This is a genomic window from Mesorhizobium sp. GbtcB19, from assembly GCF_019091085.1.
GTDB lineage: Bacteria > Pseudomonadota > Alphaproteobacteria > Rhizobiales > Rhizobiaceae > Mesorhizobium.
The window spans coordinates 48,798-72,746 of sequence record NZ_JAGXJY010000018.1; the positions used below are offsets into that span (position 1 = coordinate 48,798).

The 23,949-nt window shown below is 65.5% G+C and carries 23 protein-coding genes; 8 read left to right on the top strand and 15 right to left on the bottom strand.

Annotation, left to right across the window (positions count from 1 at the left end):
• The first annotated feature begins 1 nt into the window (after nucleotide 1).
• On the top strand, nucleotides 2-904 hold the full coding sequence (locus KVT37_RS25130) for a LysR family transcriptional regulator (protein WP_217577707.1): 903 nt from the start codon (nucleotides 2-4) through the stop codon (nucleotides 902-904).
• A gap of 10 nt (nucleotides 905-914) precedes the next feature.
• On the opposite strand, the gene KVT37_RS25135 is transcribed toward KVT37_RS25130, so the two are convergent.
• The 10 genes from KVT37_RS25135 to KVT37_RS25180 form a co-directional block, all read right to left on the bottom strand.
• Nucleotides 915-1,874 carry a branched-chain amino acid ABC transporter permease gene (locus KVT37_RS25135; protein ID WP_217577708.1) on the bottom strand — a complete coding sequence of 320 codons (960 nt, stop codon included), beginning with the start codon at nucleotides 1,872-1,874 and terminating at the stop codon, nucleotides 915-917.
• Nucleotides 1,875-1,891: 17 nt separating this feature from the next.
• Nucleotides 1,892-2,785, bottom strand: a complete 894-nt coding sequence (locus tag KVT37_RS25140) for a branched-chain amino acid ABC transporter permease (RefSeq protein ID WP_217577709.1) — start codon at nucleotides 2,783-2,785, stop codon at nucleotides 1,892-1,894.
• A 3-nt stretch (nucleotides 2,786-2,788) separates the two neighbouring features.
• The gene (locus KVT37_RS25145; RefSeq protein WP_368860637.1) at nucleotides 2,789-3,499 is read right to left on the bottom strand and encodes an ABC transporter ATP-binding protein; all 711 of its coding nucleotides are present in this window, start codon (nucleotides 3,497-3,499) and stop codon (nucleotides 2,789-2,791) included.
• Complete coding sequence (locus tag KVT37_RS25150) at nucleotides 3,492-4,229, bottom strand: ABC transporter ATP-binding protein (protein WP_217577711.1); 738 nt, start codon at nucleotides 4,227-4,229, stop codon at nucleotides 3,492-3,494. The genes KVT37_RS25145 and KVT37_RS25150 overlap by 8 nt, the downstream gene beginning before the upstream one ends.
• A gap of 146 nt (nucleotides 4,230-4,375) precedes the next feature.
• Nucleotides 4,376-5,584: an amino acid ABC transporter substrate-binding protein gene (locus tag KVT37_RS25155; RefSeq protein ID WP_217577712.1), complete on the bottom strand. Its 1,209-nt coding sequence runs from the start codon at nucleotides 5,582-5,584 to the stop codon at nucleotides 4,376-4,378.
• Between the two features lie 70 nt (nucleotides 5,585-5,654).
• A complete protein-coding gene (locus KVT37_RS25160) occupies nucleotides 5,655-6,047 on the bottom strand; it encodes a nuclear transport factor 2 family protein (protein WP_217577713.1) in 393 nt (130 codons plus the stop codon).
• A gap of 17 nt (nucleotides 6,048-6,064) precedes the next feature.
• Nucleotides 6,065-6,859 carry a MoaF C-terminal domain-containing protein gene (locus KVT37_RS25165; protein ID WP_217577714.1) on the bottom strand — a complete coding sequence of 265 codons (795 nt, stop codon included), beginning with the start codon at nucleotides 6,857-6,859 and terminating at the stop codon, nucleotides 6,065-6,067.
• A 13-nt stretch (nucleotides 6,860-6,872) separates the two neighbouring features.
• A complete protein-coding gene (locus tag KVT37_RS25170) occupies nucleotides 6,873-7,661 on the bottom strand; it encodes an SDR family NAD(P)-dependent oxidoreductase (RefSeq protein ID WP_217577715.1) in 789 nt (262 codons plus the stop codon).
• Between the two features lie 183 nt (nucleotides 7,662-7,844).
• Nucleotides 7,845-8,432: a YceI family protein gene (locus KVT37_RS25175; RefSeq protein ID WP_308642759.1), complete on the bottom strand. Its 588-nt coding sequence runs from the start codon at nucleotides 8,430-8,432 to the stop codon at nucleotides 7,845-7,847.
• 37 nt (nucleotides 8,433-8,469) lie between these two features.
• Nucleotides 8,470-9,363 (bottom strand): hypothetical protein, encoded by an 894-nt coding sequence (locus KVT37_RS25180; protein WP_217577716.1) that lies wholly within the window; start codon nucleotides 9,361-9,363, stop codon nucleotides 8,470-8,472.
• Between the two features lie 204 nt (nucleotides 9,364-9,567).
• Here KVT37_RS25180 and KVT37_RS25185 point away from each other — a divergent pair, with 204 nt between their 5' ends.
• Both KVT37_RS25185 and KVT37_RS25190 read left to right on the top strand, forming a co-directional pair.
• Nucleotides 9,568-11,070 carry an aldehyde dehydrogenase family protein gene (locus tag KVT37_RS25185; protein ID WP_217577717.1) on the top strand — a complete coding sequence of 501 codons (1,503 nt, stop codon included), beginning with the start codon at nucleotides 9,568-9,570 and terminating at the stop codon, nucleotides 11,068-11,070.
• A gap of 4 nt (nucleotides 11,071-11,074) precedes the next feature.
• On the top strand, nucleotides 11,075-12,667 hold the full coding sequence (locus KVT37_RS25190; RefSeq protein WP_217577718.1) for a GMC family oxidoreductase N-terminal domain-containing protein: 1,593 nt from the start codon (nucleotides 11,075-11,077) through the stop codon (nucleotides 12,665-12,667).
• A 96-nt stretch (nucleotides 12,668-12,763) separates the two neighbouring features.
• Here the strand turns inward: KVT37_RS25190 and KVT37_RS25195 are convergent, their stop codons facing one another.
• Nucleotides 12,764-13,510, bottom strand: a complete 747-nt coding sequence (locus KVT37_RS25195) for an SDR family NAD(P)-dependent oxidoreductase (RefSeq protein WP_217577719.1) — start codon at nucleotides 13,508-13,510, stop codon at nucleotides 12,764-12,766.
• Nucleotides 13,511-13,627: 117 nt separating this feature from the next.
• Between KVT37_RS25195 and KVT37_RS25200 the strand changes: the two genes are divergently transcribed.
• Complete coding sequence (locus KVT37_RS25200) at nucleotides 13,628-14,518, top strand: LysR family transcriptional regulator (RefSeq protein WP_217577720.1); 891 nt, start codon at nucleotides 13,628-13,630, stop codon at nucleotides 14,516-14,518.
• Nucleotides 14,519-14,539: 21 nt separating this feature from the next.
• Here the strand turns inward: KVT37_RS25200 and KVT37_RS25205 are convergent, their stop codons facing one another.
• Genes KVT37_RS25205 through KVT37_RS25215 form a run of 3 tightly spaced genes read right to left on the bottom strand, consistent with a single transcriptional unit; the run spans nucleotide 14,540 to nucleotide 18,722 of the window.
• A complete protein-coding gene (locus KVT37_RS25205; protein WP_217577721.1) occupies nucleotides 14,540-16,030 on the bottom strand; it encodes an aldehyde dehydrogenase in 1,491 nt (496 codons plus the stop codon).
• A 2-nt stretch (nucleotides 16,031-16,032) separates the two neighbouring features.
• Nucleotides 16,033-17,220 (bottom strand): cytochrome P450, encoded by a 1,188-nt coding sequence (locus KVT37_RS25210; RefSeq protein ID WP_217577722.1) that lies wholly within the window; start codon nucleotides 17,218-17,220, stop codon nucleotides 16,033-16,035.
• A 56-nt stretch (nucleotides 17,221-17,276) separates the two neighbouring features.
• Entirely contained in the window at nucleotides 17,277-18,722 is a 1,446-nt protein-coding gene (locus KVT37_RS25215; RefSeq protein ID WP_217577723.1) for an APC family permease, read from the bottom strand.
• A gap of 177 nt (nucleotides 18,723-18,899) precedes the next feature.
• Here KVT37_RS25215 and KVT37_RS25220 point away from each other — a divergent pair, with 177 nt between their 5' ends.
• Genes KVT37_RS25220 through KVT37_RS25235 form a run of 4 tightly spaced genes read left to right on the top strand, consistent with a single transcriptional unit; the run spans nucleotide 18,900 to nucleotide 22,992 of the window.
• Nucleotides 18,900-19,673: an IclR family transcriptional regulator gene (locus KVT37_RS25220; protein ID WP_217577724.1), complete on the top strand. Its 774-nt coding sequence runs from the start codon at nucleotides 18,900-18,902 to the stop codon at nucleotides 19,671-19,673.
• Between the two features lie 27 nt (nucleotides 19,674-19,700).
• Entirely contained in the window at nucleotides 19,701-20,951 is a 1,251-nt protein-coding gene (locus tag KVT37_RS25225) for a Tm-1-like ATP-binding domain-containing protein (protein ID WP_217577725.1), read from the top strand.
• Nucleotides 20,948-21,613 (top strand): HAD family hydrolase, encoded by a 666-nt coding sequence (locus KVT37_RS25230; protein ID WP_217577726.1) that lies wholly within the window; start codon nucleotides 20,948-20,950, stop codon nucleotides 21,611-21,613. The genes KVT37_RS25225 and KVT37_RS25230 overlap by 4 nt, the downstream gene beginning before the upstream one ends.
• 23 nt (nucleotides 21,614-21,636) lie before the next feature.
• On the top strand, nucleotides 21,637-22,992 hold the full coding sequence (locus KVT37_RS25235) for an aminotransferase class III-fold pyridoxal phosphate-dependent enzyme (protein ID WP_217577727.1): 1,356 nt from the start codon (nucleotides 21,637-21,639) through the stop codon (nucleotides 22,990-22,992).
• Nucleotides 22,993-23,062: 70 nt separating this feature from the next.
• Here the strand turns inward: KVT37_RS25235 and KVT37_RS25240 are convergent, their stop codons facing one another.
• Nucleotides 23,063-23,932: a helix-turn-helix domain-containing protein gene (locus KVT37_RS25240; RefSeq protein ID WP_217577728.1), complete on the bottom strand. Its 870-nt coding sequence runs from the start codon at nucleotides 23,930-23,932 to the stop codon at nucleotides 23,063-23,065.
• Between the last annotated feature and the right edge of the window lie 17 nt (nucleotides 23,933-23,949).

The window sequence follows — 23,949 nt, forward strand, 5'->3', positions numbered from 1 at the left end:
TATGGATCGCCTCGAAAGCATGGCAGTGTTCGTCAAAGCGGTCGATCTCGGCTCGTTCGCAGCCGCCGCGGCAGCACTCGACCTGTCGGGGCCGATGGTCGGCAAGCATGTCCGCTTCCTCGAGGAGCGGCTGGGCATGCGCCTCCTCAACCGCACCACGCGCCGGCAAAGCCTGACCGATTTCGGGCGCGCCTATTACGAGCGCTGCAGGATCGTGCTGGCCGAAGCGGAAGCAGCCGACGCGCTGGCCGCCGACCAGCTGTCAGAGCCGCGCGGCAGGTTACGCGTGACGATGCCGGCGCATTTCGGCCGCCATTGCGTCACGCCTATCCTGCTCGAGCTGGCGCGACGCCACCCAACGCTGGAGCTGGACCTGTCGCTCAGCGACCGTTTCGCCGATCTCGTCGAGGACGGTTTTGACCTTGCGATCCGCACGGGAACGCTCGACGACAGGGCCGGCATCATCGCGCGCCGCGTCGCACGCCAGCGCATGGTCGTCTGCGCATCACCGTCCTACCTCGACAGGTTCGGCCAGCCGGCCGGCCTGGAAGATATCGCCGGCCACCAGACGATCGTCTATCGCCGGCTCGGCCATGTGCTGCAGCCATGGCTATTCCCGCGCGATGATAGCTCCGTCACCGAAATCGTCCCGACAGGCAGGCTGCGGCTCGACGATCTCGATGCCATCGCCGATGCGGCGAGCGAAGGCATGGGGCTGGCCTGGCTGCCCTACTGGCTGGTGCGCGAGCGTATCGAGGCAGGCCGTCTGGTGCGGGTGCTGGCTGAGCAGCCCGATTATCTCTACGATTGCCACGCGCTCTGGCTGCAGACACCGCATCTGCCGCTGAAAGTACGGCTGGCCGTCGACGCGCTGGCGGCGGGATTGCCGAAGCTGATGAGCTAGTTGCTTCCGCTCAGGCGAGCTTTCGGCGGCGCCCAAACCCCAGCCGCATCATCCCCTTGGGCAGGAACAGCATCGCCAGGATGATCGTCAACCCCGAGATCACCGGGTGGTAGTCCGGCACGACGATGCGGGCGAGATCGAAGACGGCGTACATCACCAACGCGCCGAGGATCGGCCCCAGGATCGTGCCGGTGCCGCCGACCACGGTCATCATCAGCGGCAAGAGCATCCAGTCGAGGTCGAACACCGAGTCCGGCCCGACATGGAAGATGTAGAAGGTGTAGAGGCTGCCGGCGACGCCGGCGATGAAGGCGCTGCCGGCAAACGCCGCGACCTTGACCTTGAGCGTGTCGATGCCGTTGGCGGAAGCCGCCATCTCGTCGTCGCGCACGGCGATCAGCGCCAGGCCGTAGCGCGAGCGCATCAGCGCGCGGATGGCCAAGGCGGTGGCGACCATCAGGCCGAGCCCGACCCAGTAATGCGGCCGCAGCGTGTCGAAGCTGCTTGCCGGCGCGACGATGCCGAAGGCGCCGCCGGTGAAGTCGCCGCCATTGACGAAGAGTACCTTGACGATCTCGCCGAAGCCGAGCGTACCGAGCGCGAAATAATCGCCATGCAGTTTCGACAGCAGCGGCAGGCCGATGAGGACCGCGGCAATCGCCGCGACAATGCCACCGAGCAGCATCGTCACCGGATCGAAATAGTAGATGTTTGGATGGCTGTCATAGAGCGAGCCCCAGAGATAATTGCCGCTCCAAAGAATCGCGGTGGTGTAGGCGCCGAGACCGAAGAAGGCGTGGCTGCCGAGGCTGATCTGACCGCCATAGCCGGCGACCAGGTTCCAGCTCTGCGCCATGATGGCGTAAAGAAAGACGAAGAACAGGAAGGAGAAGTAATAGGCGTCGACGGCGCCGGGCAGGAACGGCAGCAGCGCGAGCGCCGCAACGACGACGATTGCGATCCATTGCAAGGCTCGGCTCATTGCTCTCAAGCCTTCTTGTAGGGCCGGCTGAACAGGCCTTCCGGCTTGAACATCAGCACCAGGAGGAACACGCCGTAGGCGATGGCGTTCGTCCAGCCGCCCGAGATGAAGAACTGGACATAGGCCTCGATCAGGCCGAGCAGGATACCGCCGGCCAAAGCGCCGGTGACGTTGCCGATGCCGCCAAGCGCCAGCGCCACCAGCGCCTTGAGGCTGAAGATGAAGCCGGCGAAGGGGTTGAACGGAAAGGTCGTCGCCACCGCGACACCGGCCGCGCCCGCCAGCGAAATGCCGATGGCAAAGGCAATCGCATTGACGCGGTGCGGGCTGATGCCCATCAAGGTCGCGGCGTCCATGTCTTCCGAGGCGGCGCGCACCGCCTTGCCGACAATCGTCTTGCGCAGGAAGAGCATCACGAGGCCGGTGCCGGCAAGCGCGATCAAAAAACCCATCGAGCGGGTGAAGGAGGTGCGCACGCCGAGCAACTCGATGCCGCTTGCCGTGTAGGACGTCACCACGCCGGCGGTGTTGCCGCCCCAGATCACCGTCATCAGGTTCTGGACCAGGAACATCAGGCCGACGGCGATGAGCAGCGAGACGTTGCGGTCTTCCTCGGCCGCCGCCTTGCGGAACAGGCCCTGATAGATCAGCCAGCCGACGACGAGCCCGACCGGCACGACGATCAACAGCGACAGGAACGGATCGATGCCGAGGCCGTAGAACAGGGCGCGGACGAAGTAGGCGGCCAGGATGATCATAGCGCCCTGGGCCAGGAAGATCAGCCGCATGGTGCCGAAGATCAGACTCAAGCCCACCGCGGCGACGCCATACATGGCGCCACCGAGCGCGCCGTTGAGCGAGAGCTGCAGCAGGATCTCGGGTGGCGGGAGATTGACCATCTTCTACTCCAACACGCCCATATAGGCCTTCTGGATTTCGGGATCGGCGATGAGTTCCGCGCCGGTGCCCTGCATGGCGAGCGAACCCGTCTGCAGCACGAAGGCATAGTCGGCCACTTTAAGCGCCTGATGGATGTTCTGCTCGACGAGCAGGATGGTGACGCCCTGTCCGTGCAAGGTCTGGATGAGCGCAAACATCTGCTGCACGACGAGCGGGCTCAGCCCCAGCGACGGCTCGTCGAGGATGAGCAGCGACGGCTCCGACATGGTGGCCCGCGCGATCGCCAGCATCTGCTGCTCGCCGCCGGAGAGCGAACCGGCCTTCTGGTGCGCACGTTCCTTCAGGCGCGGGAAGAGCGTGTAGGCTTTCTCCAAGAGCTCCTTCGTGCGCGGCCGCGCCTTGGGCTGGAAAGCGCCGAGCTCCAGATTCTCCAGCACCGTCATCTGGCGGAACAGGCCGCGCCCTTCCGGCACATGGGCGATGCCCAGGCGGGCAATCTCCTGCGGCGCTTTGCCGACCAGCGACTGGCCCGACAAGCGGATGTCGCCAGCCTTCGGCTTGAGCAGGCCGGAGACGGTGCGGAGCAGCGTCGTCTTGCCGGCGCCGTTGGCGCCGACCAGCGCGACGATCGTGCCGGGATCGACATGGAGCGACACGCCCCACAGCGCGCCGACATCGCCATAGGCGACTTCGAGATCGCTTATTTCAAGCAGCCGGTTCGCCAAGATAGGCCTCGATGACTTTGCGGTTTTGCGTGACGTCGCGCGGCGTGCCGTCGGCGATCTTCTCGCCATGGTCGAGCACGATCACGCGGCTGCACACTTTCATGATGGCGTCGACCTTGTGCTCGACCCACAGCATCGAGATGCCTTTCTCGCCGCGAACCCGGCGGATGACATCGACCATGCGCTGGATCTCGGTCGGGTTGAGGCCGGCCATCGGCTCGTCGAGCAAGAGCAGCGAAGGGTCGGAGGCGACGGCGCGCGCAATCTCAAGCATGCGGCGGTCCGACAGCGTCATATGCGCGGTGCGCATGTCGCGCCTGGCGCTGAGGCCAACCAGTTCGAGCGCGGCGTTCGCCGCCTCGGTCGCATGCCTGACGCGGCCCCCTGCCCCATAGACGGCGCCGACCATGACATTCTCGAAAGCGGTCATGGTGAGGAAGGTGCGCACCAACTGAAAGGTGCGGGCGATGCCGAGCCTCGCTATCCGATGCGGCGCGATGCCGGTGATGTCCTTGCCGCGAAAGGACACCCTCCCCTCGGTCGGCGCGTAGATGGCGGTGATGACGTTGAAGAGCGTCGACTTGCCGGCGCCGTTCGGCCCGATCAGGCCGATCAGCTCGTTGCCGCCAACCTCGATGTCGATGTTGTTGAGAACGACAAGCCCGCCGAAGCGCTTCTTGACCGCCTCGAGGCGCAGCAAGGTTTCGTCCGCCTGCATCGTGTTTTCGTTTCCTTCCAGCGGAAGCACAGAGGATTAGGCACGCAAACTGTCCTGTTGCCAAGCGATGCAAATGGGCTGGCGGGAAGCGAACGGGCGCCTGGCTTCGCAATCAGGCGCCCGCCGCTTCCGCCGCCTCTGTTCGGTCAGCGCTTGTCCCAGGCCGGGGCCGGCTTGTAGGTCCAGTTGCCGTCCGGGTAGATCAGCTGGTGCTTACCCTGCCACCATTGCGTGGCGACGCTCGGGATCAGCGCGAAGCCGGTCTCATCGAACTTCAGGTCGCCGACCACCGTGTCCTTGAACTCCTGGCCGAAGATGGCGTCATGGATGGCGGATGCATCGGTGCTACCAGCCTTCTCGATCGCCTGCGCCAGCACCTGCGCGTTGGCGTAGAAGGCGCCGACGGTGACGGAGTCCTTCTTGAACTCGGCCTCGTAGCGGTCGCCGAGATCCTTGGCGCCCTTGTAGGGATAGCTCGCCGACCAGAAACCGTCGGTCAGGATGTAGTCGGAGTCAGGCCCGAGCGCCTCATGGAACTCGCCCGTCCAGGTGCCCTTCCAGCCATGCAGGTAGGGAACGGAGAAGCCGAGCTCCTTCATTTGCCGCAGAAGCGTGATTGTGTCGGCCGGCGAGCCGAAGACCAGCATGGCGTCGACATCCGCCGCCTTGAGTTTGGTGATCAGCGCCGAATAGTCGGTGGCGCCGATCGCCCAGGGGTCGTCGACGGCGAAGCTGTAGCCGTATTTCTTGGCCGCCGCCTCGAAGGCGCCGCCAAAGCCCTTGCCGTCGGGCGAGTCTTCCGAGACCAGCGCCGGATGCTTCGGCTTCTCACCGGCCGGTAGCTTGTCCCAGATCTGGAACGGCACTTCCGCGCCGGGCCCCGGATGGAAGAAGAACAGCGCCGAGTATTTCAGCTTCAATGGCTGCCACTCGAAGGGGAAGGCCGTCGTGATCATGTAGAACTTTTTGTATTTCTCCGCGACGATGGCGCCGGCGATGTTCATCGGGCCGGAATGGGTCGACAGCAGCGCGTCGACCTTCTGCACCTTGATCAGGTTTTCGAGCGCAGAAGCGACCTTGCCTTCGGAGCTTTCGTCGTCGGCGACGACCAGCCTGACCGGCAGCTTCTTGCCGGCCGATTTTACCATGATGCCGCCTGATTTGTTGATGTCGGCGACGGCCTGCTCATAGGCCCATTTCTGCTCCTTGCCGTCGCCGGCCAGCGGCCCGGTCAAGGAGATAGGCGCGCCGATGACGATCTCGTCGCCGGCGGCATTGGCGACAAGCGTGCCGCCGAACCCAAGTGCCGAAGACAGCAACAGGCCGGCCAGCATTCCCTTCAGACTGATTTCCATTTCCATCCTCCCAGGTTTTCGTCGGGCCGATCCTCCCAAGGCGAGGCCCGCATTCACTCACGCCGATGCCTTAGCCCATCGCGGCCGCGACCAGCCTGGTGTCGGTGAACTGCTCGAAACTCACGGCCTTGCCGTCGCGCATTTCCCAGACGTGGACGACCCGCGCCGTCATCGGTTTGCCAGTCTTCCTGTAGGTGCCGGAATAGGTGCCGATGCCGATGATGGTGGCGCCGCCGTCGACCAATTTTTCCAGCGCGAAGGTGTAGCCGTCCCAGTCTTCGCCGATGCGCTTGAAGACGCCCGATATGACGGCGTCGGGGCCGACATAAGTGCCGGCATAGGGAAAGCCGGCCATCTCGGTCCAGGCCGTGCTTTCGGTGATCGGCGCCATCATCGCGGGCAGGTCCTTGGCGTCGGAGCCGGCATAGTGGGCCTTGATGGCGTCGTAGTTCCTGTTGCTCATGATGCTGATCCCAACGCTCACACCGGCTCCTGGCCCTGGTCGTAGACGGCCCTGGATTTCTTCTCGATGAAGGCGCCGGCGGGCTTGTTCTCGACCTTGCCCTGGCTGGTGACGCCGAGGAATTTGCCGGTCGAGCGCATGGTGTCCCAGTTGTAGAAGAACAGCGACGCGACCGGGATGATGAACTCGCGGAAACCGAAGACATAAAGGTTCTCGGCGAACTTCCAGGTGGTGGCGAGATCGACGTCGCCATGGCCGCGCTGGACGCCGACGAGGTTCTGCCAGGCATAGCGCTGCGAGCTCAGATAAATGTGCTCGTAAACATGGTTTGGGCTGTAGGTGTAGTGCGCGGTCAGGCCGATCAGGTCGCGCGTCGGCCCCGGCTCGCGGCCGGTCGGCGGCACGGCGGGATCGCCCAGCACGCCGGCGGAATAGACCTGCGCCACGCGCGGCTCGCCGGGCGCTTCACCCGGCTCGCGCACCCGCTCGCGCACCGACAGCACGCGCCGCGTCTTGATATCGATGATGAAGGCTTCGTCCTCCGCCGGCCTGGCGGCGAAAGTCATGTTGATGAAGAAGACTTGCGGCGCGACTTCCAGCGCCTCGTACCAGTCGGCGCCGGCCTCTGCGCCTTCGCTCCAGGCCACTGTGTCGGTGGCGGTAAAGGCGAGATCGATGGTGCGGCCGGTTTTCAGGGTGATCTTGAACGTCTGGCCGCGCAATGCGCCGGTCGTCGGCAGCCGGTTGGTGGCAATGCCGGCGGCGAAGTCGTCAAAATGCTTCCAGTCGGCGGGTCTGTTCTGGTCGTTCATCGCCATCTCCAAATCAATCGACAAAAGCGAGCGTCGGCAGGTCGACCACGGTGGCGCCGCCATCGACGGTCAGGATCGAACCGTTCATCATCGCCGCCTCTTCCGACGCGACGAAGCAGATGACATTGGACACTTCCTCCGGCGTCGCCGGCCGGCCGAGCGGCACGTCCTTGGTGACGAGCCTGTAGGCTTCCTCGATCGAGCCAAGCCCATGCTTGTCGACGACCACCTGCATCTGCTCGTCGGCCATAGCGGTTGCCACCCAGCCTGGGCAGATGATGTTGGTGCGCACACCCTGGCGGCCATAGTCGCGCGCCAGCGATTTGCCGAAGCCGACGCAGGCATGCTTCATAGTGACGTAGCCCGCCGCCGCCGGCCCGGCGAACAGGCCGGCAATCGAGGCCACGACGACGATGTTGCCCCTCCGCGCAATCAGATCGGGCAGGCATTCGCGGGCGCAGACGAAAGCGGTGTCGAGATTCGTGCGCGTCGCCAGCGCCCAGGTCTCGTCGCTCATCGTCACCGTCGGGCCGACGCCGTGACCGCCGGCATTGGCGACAAGGATATCGACCGCGCCGATCTTTTCGTGGACCTCGGCAAGGGCGGCGCGCACCGCCTTGGCATCTGCGGCATCGCCCTGCACGACCAGCCCGCCAATATCCCTGGTCACGGCCTCGAGCGGCTCGCGCCGCCGGCCCATCAGCACCACCTGGGCGCCGTCGGCGGCCATGCGCCGTGCGACCGCGGCACCGATACCGGTGCCGCCACCGGTGATGAAGGCCGTCTTGCCGGAAAATCTCATATTGCGGTCCTCAAGGGCACGAGGCCCAAATGCTGCCGATCGTTGAGTTGGAGTGTGCGACGGGAGCTGCTCGCCGTCTTGTCCGAGCGGGAACTTTGTTTTGACTGAGCGCGCACTGCACAGCTCCTTTGCGATGTGCCGCGCAACCTTTGCCGCGCGGCACGCGAGATCAACTGCGGCGGCCTATTTCTTCACCGCCTCGAGGTCGATGGCGATCTCGACCTCGGGCCCAAGGCCGAACCCGTCGGCGGCCTTGGCCATCGGGAAATCGGCGGTGCTGACCTTGCCGGTGGCGCTGAAAGCCGCCTTGGTCAGCGTCGCGTCCCACGGCGCCTGGGCCTCGTTGAGCAGCTTGACGTCGAGGGTGATCTCCTTGCTGACGCCGCTGATGGTGAGATTGCCGGTGACCTTGCCGGTCTTGTCGTCGACCTTCTCGACCTTGGTGCTCTCGAAGCTGATCGTCGGGAACTCGGCGGCGTTGAAGAAGTCGGGGCCTTTCAGGTCGCTGTCGCGCTGGTCGAAAGCGGTATGGATCGAACCGACATCGAGCTCGGCCTTGACGCTGCTTTTTGTGACATCCGCCTTGTCGATGACGATCGCGCCTTTGACAGCGTCGAACTGGCCATGGGCGATGCCGTAGATACCGTGCTTGATGGTGAAGGTGACCCAGGCGTGTTGGCCGTCGATCTCGTAGTTGTCGGCATGCGCCGCCGCGGCCAGCATGGATGCGCCGGCAAAGCCAAGCGCTGCAATCAGTTTTCTCGTCCTCACATGTTTCTCCCTGTTGTTGGTTGTTGTTGGACCCGGCTCAAAAGCCGAGGGCGGCCCCATGCGGCGCCCAAACGATCGCCGTCACGATGGCCAGAATCGCCGGAGCGGCGATCAGGATGCCGGCGACCAGCGGCCGCATGGGCCGTGTGCCGGGAAGCATGCCTTGCAGGCGGCCGCGCATTGACACGGCAACGATCGGCGGCAGGGATGACAGGATGAGCGCGACGGGATTGGCCTTGGGCGCGAGCAGCGCCACCTGGATCAGCACCGTGGCGGCGGCGAAGAGCAGCAGGAACTCAACGCCTTTGCTCCATGAAGCGGCCGCGCCGCCGCGTAGCATCACAACGTATTGCACGAGGCACCAGCCGCCGATCAACGCGGCGAGCGAGCCGAGCAATTGCCCGGTGACGATCGAGGCGCCGAGCACCGAGACGATGGCGCCGGCAAGCGACAAAGCGAGCACCGCCGCCGGCGCGAGGAACGGCTCTTCCGCCGACGGTGATGCCGAGGCTTGCTGCGCGGTGAGCACTGTGCCACCGATCAGCGTCAGCAGCCCGACGGCAAGTGCCGCGATCATCTGCAGGTCGAGCGAGCCGCCGGCCAGCCGCCGCCAACCGAGCCATAGGAAGGCGGCCGCAAAGGCGACGACGGCAAGAGAACTCGCTCTGCTGCGCAACAGCCGCTCCGGCAGCAGGCCGATGACGATGCCGGCGAAGGCGAGATAGATCAGCTTCTGGCTGGCAGCGACCGGCGGCATGACCGGCGGACCAAGCGTATCCCAGTAGAAGAACAGGAGTAGGGCTGCCCAGAACAGCGTCAACACCGGCGAGGGCGCCGGCAGCGCAAAACGCGCAAGGAGAGCCACCGCGATGCCCAGCAGCAATGGAAGCGCGGCCGTGGTGACCATCGGATTGCCGAGAACCGCGCTCAAATCGCCACCATCCTACAAGACCCAAGAGACGTGCCGGCGTGGCCGATCTCATCCGCGATCTTGATTGGCCAGAGGCGAGCCGTCTTGTCCGAGCGGGAACTTTGTTTTGACTGAAAGCGCACTCGCGGCCGCGCCGGCTTGAAGGGCGTCGGCGCGCTCCATAACCCTGTCGAAAATATTCATCGCGTTTTCGAGGAGGATGGCGTGAACGAGAGAACCGTGCCGCCGATCAGCGCCGCCGCCGCCGCATTCCTGTCGCGCTCGCACCGGCCCTTCATCAACGGTCGCTTTGTCGACGGGCTTGCCGGCGACGGACTTGCGGTCGACGATTCCGCTTCCGGCGAGATCGTCGCCTATGTGCCGGAGAGCGGTCCCGAACTCGTCGACCAGGCGGTGCGCGCGGCACGCGCGGCGCTCGAAGGGCCATGGGCGACGATGCGGCCGGTCGACCGGCAGAACCTGATGCTTAAGCTGGCCGACGCGATCGAGGCCGACGCCGACCTTCTGGCCGAGATCGAAAGCATCGAGAACGGCAAGTCGCTCGGCGTCGCGCGGATGCTGAGCGCCGGCGGCACCGTCGACTGGCTGCGCTACTATGCCGGCTGGGCGACCAAGATCGAAGGCTCGACCTTCCAGGTTTCCATTCCGGTGCCGCCCGGCGCCAGGCACCACGCGATGACGGTGATGGAACCGGTCGGCGTCGTCGGGGCCATCGTGCCGTGGAATTTTCCGCTGCTGATCGGCATGTGGAAGATCGCGCCGGCGCTGGCCTGCGGCTGCACGGTGGTGCTCAAACCGCCGCAGGAAACGCCGCTTGCGCTGCTCAGGCTCGCCGAGTTGATCGAGGCTGTCGGCTTCCCGCCCGGCGTCGTCAACATCGTCACCGGCAGCGGGTCCGTCACCGGCGAGGCGCTGATCCGCCATCCCGGCGTCGACAAGCTGACCTTCACCGGCTCGACCGAAGTGGGGAAACGCGTCGGTCACGCCGCGGTCGATCGGGTGGCGCGCTTCACGCTGGAGCTCGGCTCCAAGTCGCCGATGATCCTGCTCGCCGACATGGAAGACGGCATCGAACCGCTGCTTGCGGGACTCGGCATGTTCTTCAACCAGGGCCAGGTCTGCACTTCGGCGGCGCGGCTTTTGATCGAGAAGTCGATCTACGACCGGACGCTGGCGCGTCTCGCCGAAATCGCCGACGGCATGACCATGGGCGCCGGCCGCGACGCTGAGGCCCAGATCAATCCGCTGGTCTCGGCCAAGCATCGCTTGAGCGTGCAGGGCTTTGTCGATCGCAGCCTGGCTGCCGGCGTCGAACGCGTCAGCGGCGCGCGGCCGGTGCCGACGAGAGGTCACTATGTGGCACCAACGATCCTGCATCATGTGAAACCGGAGATGGAGATCGTGCGCGAGGAGGTGTTCGGCCCGGTGGTGGCGGCGATGCCCGTCGCCGATCTCGACGAGGCGATCCGCATCGCCAACGACACGCGTTACGGCCTTTCGGCCTCGATCTGGACCCGCGACATGGGCAAGGCGATGACGGCGATCCACGGCCTCAAGGCCGGCACGGTGTGGGTCAACTCGCACAACACACTCGACCCGGCAGCACCCTTCGGCGGCTTCAAGCAGTCCGGCATCGGCCGCGAACACGGCCGCGCGGCGATCGAGGGCTACCTCGAAACCAAGACCGCCATCATGCGCTACGCCTGATCCGATGATGGAGGCCTACGATTACATCGTCGCCGGCGCCGGCTCGGCGGGCTGCACGGTGGCTAGCCGGCTGGTCGCGGCCGGCAAACGCGTGCTGGTCGTCGAGGCCGGCCCGGCCGACAACACGCGCTTCATCGACATGCCGGCCACCTTCGCCAAGGTGATCGGCACGGCGCGCAGTTGGATCTACCAGTCGGAGCCGGAGCCGAGCGTCGGCGGCCGCTCGCTGCCGATCCCGCAGGGCCGCACGCTCGGCGGCGGCTCTTCGATCAACGCCATGCTCTATATCCGCGGCCAACCGGAAGACTATGATGGCTGGCGCGATCTCGGCTGTCCCGGCTGGAGCTGGGACGACGTGCTGTCGGTCTACAGGCGGCTGGAGCGCAACGAGCGGCTGGCCGGCGAACGGCACGGCAGCGAGGGTCCGCTGCCGGTCTCCGATCCGCGCTACCGGCATCCGCTGTCGCTCGCCTATGTGCGCGCCGCGCAGCAGGCCGGCTACCGGTTCAATGACGACTTCAACGGCGAGCGGCAGGAGGGCGTCGGCTTCTATCAGACCACGACCGCGAACGGTGAACGGCAGTCAGCCGCGAAAGTTTTTCTGCGGCCGCTCGCCGGCAACGCCAATCTCAAGGTGGTCACCGATGCGCTGGTGACGGCGCTGACGCTGGAGAACGGCGCCGCGACCGGGCTCTCCTATCAGACGCCGGACGGCCAGAACCATACCGCCTCGGCGAAAGCGGAAGTGATCCTCGCCGCCGGCGCGCTTGCGACGCCAAAGCTGATGATGCTGTCCGGCCTCGGGCCGGCCGCGCATCTGGCGGAGATGGGCATTCCCGTCATCCGCGACATGCCGGCGGTCGGCCAGGATCTGCAGGACCATGTCGCGGCCCCGCTCTACGCGCTGACCCGCAAGCCTGTCTCGCTGCTCGGCGAGGATCGCGGCTTCAAGGCGCTGCGGCACGGCATCGAATATCTCATGTTCCGGCGCGGCCTGCTCGCCTCCAACGTGGTCGAGAGCGGCGGCTTCTTCGACACCGATGGCGACGGACGGCCAGATGTGCAGTTCCATGTGCTGCCGGTGATGATCGAAAACGCCGAGCACGGCTCGGTCGAACGCCACGGCATGGAGTTGAACCCGTGCGTGCTGCGGCCGAAATCGCGCGGTTCGGTGCGGCTGCGCTCGCGAAAGCCAAGCGACCCGATCCGCTTCACCACCGGCTTCCTGTCACATGCCGACGACCTGACCCTGCTGCTTGCCGGCATGAAGGTGGCGCGGGCCATCGTGCGCCAGCCGGCGCTGCGCGAGGTCGTGGCTGAGGAGCTTGCGCCCGGCAAGGCGGACGACCTGGGCGACGAGGCGATGACGGACCACATCATCCGCCACGCCAAGACCGTCTATCATCCCTGCGGCACCTGTCGGATGGGAATGGATGAACAGGCGGTGGTCGATCCGCAGCTTCGCGTGCGCGGCGTGCCGCGCCTGCGCATCGCTGACGCCTCGATCATGCCGAGGCTGACCAGCGGCAACACCAACGCGCCTGCGATCATGATCGGCGACCGCTGCGCCGATTTTGTGCTGAAGGATGCGAGGTAAGCTACGAAGCCGGCGCCTCGCTTGTCAGCGGGTGGAGACAAAATGCAGCGGCGGGTGACCTCATCCTGCCGCCGCATCCTTGGAATATGACGCGGGCTAGCGCTGCCCACCCGAGGCGGTGATGCGTTCGCCGGTCAGCCAGGCGGACTGGTCGGAAGCCAGGAACACCGCGACACGCGCGATGTCATCGGGCTGCCCCACCCGACCCATCGGCATCGTCGCACCGATGTTTTTGGCGATTTCGCCGCCGATTCCCGCCACGGCGAGGCCTTCGGTCTCGGTCATGCCGGGGGCGATCGCGTTGACCCTTATCTTGCGCCCGGCAAGCTCATTGCCCAGGGCCCTGGTGATGGTGTCGACCGCGCTCTTGGACGCCGAATACACAACCGAGTTCGACACCGGATTGGCGCTCGATATCGTGCTCAGGTTGATCACGCTGCCGCCGTGACCATCGAATGCCCTGACGGCTTCCTGCGTGGTCAAGAGGATGCTGAGCACATTGATGTCGAACTGGCGATGGAACTCGGCCTCGGTCACTTCCTCCAGCGGTGCAAACCGGAACACACCTGCATTGTTGACGAGGATGCCGGGCGTACCAAACGCAGCCTTCGCCTCTGCGAAGAGCCGCTTCACATCGGCGCTTTTGCTGACGTCGGCCTGGACCGCGACGGCCTTGCCGCCATGGCGCAAGATGTCGCCCACCACCTTGTCGGCATCGTCCTTGCTGGAAGCATAGTTGACCACGACCGCCGCGCCTGCCCTGGCGAACTGCCGCGCGATCGCTGCGCCTATGCCCTTCGAGGCGCCCGTCACGATCGCCACTTTGTCCTTCAACTCGTCCACGCGTCTTTCTCCCTTAGTTGCTCGAACCGCCGACAATCGGCGTGTTGACGGACAGGTAGATTATGCGTTGCGAAGCGAGTAGCGGGGCAAGCGTCATATGATATATACGTCGACCGTATGAATGATCGGCTCCAGCAGCTCGCAATCTTCCTCCGCACTGTCGAGACCGGCAGCTTCTCCAAGGTGGCGCGAGAATTCGGGCTGTCGCAGCCTTCCGTGTCGCGCACGGTCGCGGCTCTGGAGGATCGGCTCGGCGTCAAGCTGCTCGCCAGGACCACGCGCCAGCTCTCGTTGACGGATGCCGGCGAGGCGTTGCTGTCGCGTGCGCGCGACGCGCTTGCCGGAGTCGAGGAGGCTGAGAATGCCGCGCGCGGAGCGGACCGGCTGTCCGGCATGTTGCGCGTAGCCATGCCGCCGACATTCGGTGTCAGGCAGATCGTTCCGCTGTTGCCGGCGTTTCTCGAGATGCATCCGGATATCAGGATCGACCTGATGATGTCCGACCGCTACGAGGACCTGATCGCCGAAGGCGCCGACATGGCACTTCGCCTCGGCAGCCAGCCGGATTCCAGTTTCGTGACGCGCAAGCTCGCCGCGACCCGCCGCCTGTTCGTGGCTTCGCCCGCCTATCTCGCCCGCCGCGGCAGGCCCGAAAACCTTGCAGATCTTGGCCTGCACCACATCGTCGGCGGCCCGGGCGATGAGGGCGAGCAGAACTGGACCGCGCACCGCAATGGCGTTGAGGAGATGCAGCGGGTCGAACCGCGGGTCCGCACCCGCGCGGCCATCGGCGCAGTCACCTGCGCCAGCTTCGGTCTCGGCATCGCCATCGCTTCGACCTGGATGTGCGCCGATGAACTGGCCTCCGGCAGACTGGTGGAGGTGCTTGCCGACTATCGGCTTGAACCGGCAACGGCGTACGCTGTCTTTCCCCACGGACGCCGCCTGCCGCAGAGGGTCCGTGCCTTCAGCGACTATTTGCAGCGGAGCCTGGTGAGCGACGCCTAGAGCGTCTCTCGATGGTCGAGGCTATCCGAGATTGATCCAGGCCGTCTTGAGGTCGGTGTATTTCTCGATGGCGTGGAGCGACTTGTCGCGGCCGAAGCCGGATTGCTTGAAGCCGCCGAGCGGCACCGTGATGTCGGCGCCGCCATAGGTGTTGACGTGGACGACACCGGCATTGATGGCGCGGACCATGCGGTGCGCGGTCGACAGGTTCGACGTCCACACCGCCGAGGCGAGGCCATAGACCGTCGCGTTGGCGAGCCGCACCGCTTCCGCCTCGGTCTCGAAGCGCATGACGCCAAGAACCGGGCCGAACACTTCCTCGCGGGCAAGCTGCATTTTTTCGGTCACGTTGTCGAAGATGGTCGGCGCCATGTAGCTGCCGCCGGTCTCGGTGAGAATGCGCTCGCCGCCGGTGACGAGACGGGCGCCCTCCTCCGAAGCTTTTGCAACGAAGCCGAGATTCTTGGTCAGCTGTTCGGCGCTCGACACCGCGCCGACGTCGGAGCCGAGATCGAGCGGATCGCCGACCTTCAGCTTGGTGGTTGCTTTCAGAAGCTCGTCCATGAAACGGTCGTAGACCGAGGCCTGGACCAGCAGCCGCGAGCCGGCAACGCAGACTTGTCCGGAATTGCGGAAGATGCCGTTGGCCGAGACGACCGCCGCCTGCTTCAAATCCGGCGCATCGGCAAAGACGATGTTGGGCGACTTGCCGCCGAGCTCGAGGAAGACGCGCTTGAGGTTGGAGCGGGCGGAATATTCGAGCAGGCGACGACCGACGGGGCCGGAGCCGGTGAAGGCGACGGCGTCGACATCCATATGCAGGCCGAGCGCCTCGCCGGCGACCGAGCCACGCCCGGTGACGACGTTGAAGACGCCCTCCGGTAGGCCAGCCTCGGCGGCAAGCTCCGCCAGCCGCAGCAATGTCAGCGAGGCGATCTCCGGCGGCTTGACGACGATGGCGTTGCCGGCAGCGAGTGCCGGCGCGATCTTCCAGGCGCCGATCATCAACGGGAAATTCCACGGCACGATGATGCCGACGACGCCGAGCGGTTCCTTGTGGATCAAGGCCAGCACATTGTCGGCGGTCGGCGCGATCTCGCCATAGACCTTGTCGATCGCCTCGGCATAGTAGCGGATGGTGCCGGCGGCCGACAGCGGCTCCGCCTTGTAGGCCATGCCGATTTCGGTGCCGTTGTCGCGCACCCCAAGCACGGCCAGCTCCAGCGCGTGCTTTTCGACCAGTTCGGCGAATTTCGCCAGCACCTTCTTGCGGAAGGCGGGTGCGGCGCGCGACCAGGAGCCCTTGGCGAATGCCTTGCGCGCCGAAGCGACGGCGCGGTCGACATCCGCGGCACCGCCGTCGGCGATGCTGGCAAAGGGACGGCCGTCGATCGGCGAGATCACCTGCAGGCGGGCGCCGCTCTCGGCGTCGGCATGGGCGCCATCGATGAACAGGTGCCGCGCGCCGACCTCCGTCTTGCGCAGCGTGTCGATGGTGTGCTGGTCGATCATTATCAGTTTGCTCCAAATTCTACATGAAGTGTCGCCGGCGCGCGGAATTCCCAGCCGCGGAACACCGGCTCCTTGCCCAGCATCAGCCTCAGATCCGGAAAACGCTCCAGCAGCAATCTTAGCGCAAGGCACATCTGCTCGCGCGCGAAGAAGCGGCCCGAGCAGAAATGGTGGCCGAAGCCGAAGGCGGCGTGGTTGCCCTCGTCGCGGTGGATGTCGAAGCGGTCCGGATCGGTGAAGCGGCTCTCGTCGCGGCTGGCCGAGGAGACGAGCGCGGCAACGGGAGCTCCGGCGGGAATCGTCGCCCCGCCGATCTCCACGGCGCGGGTCGTTTCGCGCGTTTGCGTGCCGATCGGCGCGACCCAGCGCAGGCCCTCATCGACCGCCTTGGGCACGAAGGTTTCCGGATCGTCGAGCACCTGTCGCAACTGTTCAGGGTTCGTCAGCAGGCCGACGAGGATGGAGCCGGCGCCGTGTCCAGGTTCCTGCATCCCGCCGAGCAGGATGACCTTGATCGTCGGCATCAGCAAGTCGATGGAGCGGGTTTTGCCGACCGGCATGCCGTCATGCAGCATGTGCGACAGCGCCGAGCCGTCGGGCTCGCGAGCGAGCTTCCGCAAGGTCGGCATCACGGCATCGCTGACCTCGGCGCCGATCGCGTCCGCGATCTCCTGCCGCTTCGGGTCCTTTTCAAAATTGATGGCGCCCTGGGCGAGCCCATAGAACCAGCGGCGCAAGGTCGGCATATCGATGTCCATCAGGCCAAGCGAGCGCGCCAGGCTCAGCGTCGACACCGGCTCGAAATAATCGGCCATCAGTTCGGCGGAACCGCGTTTGGCGATCTCGTCGAGATAGGGTTCGGCGAGCGAGCGCACGAGATCGCCGGCATAGGCGGCGACGGTGCGCGGCCGGTATTTCGGGTCGACGCCCTGGCGAAGGTCCTTATGGATCTCGCCGTCGGTGGTCAGGATGGTCGGCTTGCCGAATGAGCGCTCGACAGGCGAGGCACCGACCACAGCGGAGAAGATATCGGGCGACTTGGCGACGGCCTCGACATCCTTCCAGCGGGTGACGAACCAGAGGTTCACTGAAGGCACAAAGGCGACCGGAGCGCTGCGCCTGAGCTCGGCGTAGATCGGATATGGGTCCGCTTCGAGCGCCTCGACGGTGATGTTCTCGGCAAAACTCATGCCGCCGCTCCGTTGCAATGAAAGGGCGGCGCGCTAGGCGCCGCCCTCTTACTTTCTCAGTCTTTCAGCGGCACGCCGAGATTTTCGAAGGCGACCGGATCCCGGCCCTTCAACGCGCCTGCCAGTAGCAAGCCGACGACGGCCGCGATCAGCACCAGCGCCGGCAGGAACACGCCGAGGAAGCCGCCGGCTCCCGACAGGCTGCCGAAATTGATGACGATCAGGTAGATGATGACGACGAAGGCGATGAAGGTCAGCGCCGGCAGGATCGTGGTCTTCAGCCCGTTCTCCTGGTTGGACGGGTTGGCGCGGAAGTACATCACGACGGCGAGCGAGGCCACCGCCATCATGACGATGACGCCGAGCGTGGCGACGTTGGTGAGCCACGAGAACAGCGCCAGCACCGGGTCGAGGCCAAGCACCGCGAACAGCCCGACGACGACAGCCGCGAGCACGGTCTGGATCACCGAGGCGACATGCGGGCTCTGATGCGCCGAATGTGTCACGCCGATCGACTGCGGCAAGAGCTTCTCGCGGCCGGCGACGTAGATGTAGCGGGCGACCGCGTTGTGGAAGGCCAGCACGCCGGCGAACAGGCTCGATACGAACAGGATGCTCATGGCGTGGGTGAGCAGCGTCCCGGCGTAGCGGTCGGAGAGGCCGAACAGGAAGGTGGTCGGGTCCTGCAAGGCCTGCAGCGACGGCAGGAGCTTGTCGACGCCGGCGCCGACCGCCATCAGCCAGGCGGTGATCATGTAGAACAGGCCGATCAGGATGACGGAGAAATAGGTGGCGCGCGGAATGGTCACCTTCGGGTCACGCGCCTCCTCGGCATAGATCGTGGTCGCCTCGAAGCCGATGAAGGCGGCAAAGCAGAACAGGATGGCGATCGCCGGCGCGCCGCTGGTGATCTGGCTCCAGCTGAAGGGCGCGGCCGACAGGCCGCTGTCGCCGCCGGTCTTGAGGATGGTGAGATCGAGGATCAGCACGACGATGTATTCGGCAAGTACCAGCACCGTCAGGATCTTGGCCGACAGGTCGACCTGGCGATAGCCGAGCACGGCGACGATGGCGATGGCGATGAAGCTCCACACCCACCAGGGCAGGTTGATGCCCCAGCCAGCGAACAGGCCGGAAGTGGCCGCGCCCAGCAGGCCCATGACGCCGATCTGCATGGCGTTGTAAGAGAGGATCGCGATCAGCGCGACGGCGCCGCCGGCAAGGCCGCCGAGACCGCGCGCGGCATAGGCGTAGAAGGCGCCGGCATTGCCGATGTGGCGCGACATGGCGACATAGCCAACCGCGAACAGGAGCAGCAGCAGCGTCACGATCAGATAGGTGCCGGCAAAGCCGGCGCCGTTGCCCATCAGCATGCCGAGCGGCGTGCCGCCGGCAACGGCCGTGAGCGGTGCGGCTGCGGAGATCACCATGAAGGTGATGGCGCCGACGCCAAGGCTGTTCTTCCTTAGCCGGTTCGTTGAGCCGGCTTCAACTGTCGTCATTTTTCCCTCCATTCCGCGCTGCGGAAGCCAAGTGTCCCTGAGATGCCGAAGGCCTTCTGGCGGGCCGATGTGCATTTCATTATTTGTAACGGCATTTCGATATTAGACTTGCAAAGGAATCGACTTGCTGTCAAGTTAATTCGCACGTTAAGTATCTCGCGGAGGATCAGAGACGCGATGAGCACGGTGGCCAAAGCCGTTTCGCTGCTGGAAATGCTGGGTGGCGGCGCGCCGGAGACGGCGCTTGCCGACATTGCCAAGGCCGCCGGCTTCGATAAGGCAACGACGCGCCGGCTGCTTGTCTCCCTGATGGCGCATGAGCTGGTGGAGCAGGACGAGACCACGCGCCTCTACCGGCTGGGCGCCGGCATCGCGCGGCTGGCGCTGATGCGCGAGGCGCAGTTTCCGTTCCTGCGCATGGCGGCACCAGTGGTCGAGGCGCTGGCGGCGGAGACCGGCGAGACCGTGCATCTCTCGGAATATTCGAAGCGGGGCCTGATCACCGTTCACGTCATCGAATCTGCCAAGGCCAACCGTGTCAGCGTGCAGCTCGGCGATGTGCTGCCGATGCATGCGACGGCCTCCGGCATCGCCTTCCTGGCCTTTACCGAAGAGCGCATCCGCGAGGGCATTCTCGCCGGGCCGCTGCCGGCATTCACGCCCTATACGATCGACAATGTGGAGACACTCGTCGAGCATGTCGCCGCAGCCCGCGCCCGCGGCCATTCGACCGGCTCGCAAGGCTATGAGGAAGGCGTGCTCAGCGTGGCCTCCGCAATCCTCGGCGCCGATGGTTTTGCCATCGGCACCATCGCCATCGCCGCGCCCCGGGTGCGCATCCACAAGGGCGACATCGAGCGCCATGGCGCGAGCGTCGCCGCGGCGGCGCGCGAGATCGGCGGCCGCCTGTTCGGGCGGCATAATCAGCCCGGCCGGAAGCGGGCATCATAACCAACAAGAGACTGCAGGGAGATTGACGTGGAGGAGAACCGCCGAATCCTGGTTATCGGCACAGGCGACACCAAGGCCGACGAGCTGCTGTTCATGCGCGAGCGCATCGAAGCCGTTGGCGGCGTCGCCGTGATGATGGACGTCAGCGTGCTTGGCGATCCGCCCTACAGGCCGGAACATGACCGGCATGCCGTGGCCAAAGCCGCCGACACGACGATCGAGGCGATCATTGCCAGCGGCGACGAGAACACGGCAATGACCTTGATGGCGCTCGGCGCCTCGCGGCTCGCGCGCTCTCTCTACGACAAAGGCGAGATCGAGGGTTTCATCGCGCTGGGCGGCTCGATGGGCACCGACCTTGCGCTCGACGTGGCGCTGGCGCTGCCGCTCGGCGTGCCGAAATTCGTCGTCTCGACGATCGCCTATTCGCATCTCGTGCCGCCGGAGCGCATCGCCACCGACCTGATGATGATCCTTTGGGCCGGTGGCCTCTATGGGCTCAACAGCGCTTGCAAGGCCGTGCTGTCGCAAGCCAGCGGCGCCGTGGTCGGCGCCGCGCGGGCTGTCGTCAAACCCGACGTTTCGCGGCCGAAGGTCGGCATGAGCTCGCTGGGCAAAAGCTGCCTGCAATATATGGTGACGCTGAAGCCGGAATTGGAAAAGCGCGGCTATGAGGTTATCGTCTTCCACACCACCGGCATGGGCGGGCGGGCGCTGGAGGCGATCGCGGCGCAGAAGGGTTTCGTCGCCGTGCTCGACTTCAGCCTGCAGGAACTCGCCAACCAGCTCACCGGCTCGGTGGTGAATTCAGGCACCGACCGGCTGGAGAATGCCGGTCGGCAAGGCATCCCGCAGATCGTCGCGCCCGGCGCCATCGACATGGTCGATTTCCCGACCTGGCAGGCCGTGCCGTCGCGCTTCAGCGAGCGGCCCTATCACGCGCACAACCGGCTGCTTGCCTCGGTGACCTCCGACGGCGCGACACGCCAGGAGATCGCGCGCGCCATCGGCGAGAAGCTCAGCACGGCGACCGGCCCGACAGCCTTCATCCTGCCGGCCGGCGGCATCCAGCAATGGGACCAGGAAGGCGAACCGCTCCACGAACCCGAGGCGCTTGCGGCGTTTGTCGAAGAGATGCGTGCGAACGTGCCGGAAAACGCCGAGTTGCATGAGATCGCCGGTCACATCAACGACGCCGCCTTCAGCGCCAAGGCGCTGGAGATCTTCGATCGCTGGGTTGCCGAGGGCATCGTTCCAGCCGGAAAGCGGCCCGCATGAGCGAAGTGAAATCGCACGCGCTGGTGCTCGACTTCGGCGGCGTCGTCACGCGCACGCTGTTCGAGACGCATGCGCTGACCGAGCAGGCGCTCGGGCTCGAACCTGGCACGCTCGGCTGGCGCGGACCGTTCGATCCCGCCTCCGATCCGCTGTGGCGCTCGATGCAGGCCGACGAGATCAGCGAGCGCGACTATTGGAAAACGCGCACCCGCGAGGTCGGCCGGATGGTCGGCGAAGACTGGCAGGCCATGTCGACCTTCGTGCAGCGGGCGCGCGGCGCCGACCCGCAGGCGGTGGTGCGGCCCGAGGCCGAGCGGGCGATCGACACCGCGCATCAAGCGGGCGTGCGGCTCGCCATCCTGTCCAACGAGCTCGACCTTTTCTACGGCGAGTCGTTCCGTGAACGCCTGCCGCTGCTCAAACTGTTCGAGACCATTGTCGACGCGACCTACACCAAAATCCTCAAGCCCGACGCCCGCGCCTATGCGATGGTCGGCGAGGCGCTGCACCTGCCGCTTTCGGCCTGCGTCTTCGTCGACGACCAGAAGCGCAATGTCGACGGGGCGATTGCCGCCGGCATGCCCACCGTTCATTTCGACGTCGCCCGACCGGCGCAAAGCTATGCCGAGGCGCTGGGTCATTTCGGCCTGACGCTCTCCTAATCGGAAAACCGGAGTCCTTCCCGATGCGTGACATCAACTTCCTCAACGAAAACAACGCCAAGCCGATCTGGCATCCGATGGCGCATCCGGCCGAGATGCGGGCGACGCCGCCGAAGATCATCATGAAGGGCGAAGGCGTTTCGGTCACCGATGCCGACGGCCGCACCGTCCTCGACGCCGTCGGCGGCTTGTGGAACGTCAATCTCGGCTACAGCTGCGATCCGATCAAGAAAGCGATGACCGCCCAGCTCGACGCCCTGCCCTATTATTCCGGCTTTCGCGGCACCTCGACCGGACCGTCGATCGAACTCGCCTATGAGCTCACCGAATGGTTCGCGCCCGAAGGCATGGTGCGGACCTTCTTCACCTCGGGCGGCTCAGATTCGGTCGAGACGGCGCTCAGGCTCGCGCGGCAATATTGGAAGATCCGCGGCCAGGGCGACCGCACGAAATTCCTGGCGCTGAAGAAGGGCTACCACGGCACGCATTTCGGCGGCGCCTCGGTCAACGGCAATGCCAATTTCCGCCGCAACTACGAGCCGCTGCTGCCCGGCGTCTTCCACACGCCGGCGCCGATGACCTACCGCAACCCGTTCGACGAGACCGATCCGGCGAAGCTGGCGAAACTCTGCGCCCGGGCGATCGAAGAAGAGATCGCCTTCCAGGGCGCCGACACCATCGCCGCCTTCATCATGGAGCCGGTGCTCGGCGCCGGCGGCGTCATCGTCCCGCATGAAAGCTTCATGCCGATCGTGCGGGCGATCTGCGACCGCCACGACATCCTGTTGATCGCCGACGAGGTGGTGACCGGCTTCGGCCGCACCGGCTCCTGGTCGGGCTCGCGGCTCTCCGGCACGAAGCCGGATTTCATGACCATCGCCAAGGCGATCACGTCAGGCTATTTCCCGCTCGGCGCGACGATGATCGGCGCCAAGGTCGCCGACGTCTTCGAGGCGGACAAGACGAGCTTCGGCTCGATCGGCCATGGCTATACCTATTCCGGTCACCCGGTCGGCTGCGCGGCCGGGCTTGCAGCGCTTGCCGAGACGAAGCGGCTGGCCGTCAACGAGAATGCCGCGGCGCGCGGCGTCGAGCTTGGCAAGGCGCTGGAGGCACTCAAGGCGAAGCACCAGCTGGTCGGCGATGTCCGCTACCAGGGGCTGATGGCGGCGCTCGAGCTGGTCTCGGACCGCACTGCCAAGAAGCCGGTCGACAAGAAGACGATGGCGACGGTCGCGGATGGCGCCTATGGCGCGGGCGTCATGCTGCGCGTCTCCGGCAACAACATCATCCTGTCGCCGCCGCTGATCATCACCGCCGCCGATGTGGCGAAGATTGCCGAGGGGCTGGATGTGGGGTTGAGCGCGGCTGCGGTGTGAGTAGTGAGTAGTGTGTAGTGTGATGATTTCGAGGTCGGTGATCATCAATCCCGCTTTTATTCACTACTCACTACTTACTACTCACTCTTTCACGCCGCCATGCCGCCGGCGCCACGCCAACCGCCTGCCGAAAGAAGCGCGAGAAGTATGCCGCATCGTTGAAGCCGGTTTCGTAGGCGATGTCCTCGACCGTGCGGATGGTGAAGAGCAGCAGGCGCCTGGCCTCGACCAGCCGCCTCTCTCCGATCGCCTGGCGCACGCCAACGCCCAGCACCTGGCGCGCCGCCTTGTCGAGCAGGTGGCGCGTGGTGCCGAGTTCCTCGACATAGCGCTCGACCGGCCAGTCGTCGCGAAAATGGCGATCGATCAGCCGCCTGAGCCGGCCACCCAGAGCGACGGCCGCGGGCAACGTGACCGCATGCGATTGCGTGTCGAGGCGGGCGATGTGCGACAGCGCCACCGCGATCAGCGGCGGCAGGATCTTTTCCGCGCCGGCCTGAGCCTCGGCATATTCGGCCTGGATCATTTTGATGGTGTCGGTAAGCCGCTCCCACAGCGCCGCATCACCTCGTCCGGTAACGAAGACGGGCTGGTCGAGCGGTAGGGCCGAGTGCTCCGCCACTGCCGCGAGCGCGGCGTCCGCGACCGAGACGACGATGGCATCCGTGCCCGGCTCGATGTCGAACCCATGCACCACGCCGCTCGGCATGAAGCTCACGGTCGGTGCCGAAAAACTCCAGGTTCTGTCCTCGATCCGATAGAGGCCCTGCCCGCTCGTCCAGAAGGTGATCTGCGCCATTTGCGGGTGCTTGTGCGCCAGCACCTGGCCACGATGCACGGAAGCGCGGGCCCGCACGGTCTCGACATGCAGGAAACCGACGTCAAGCGCCCGCGCCGGCTCGCCGTAGACGAAGAATTCCGGGATGGCTGTCTGGCTCATGGAAATGCCGGAAAAAG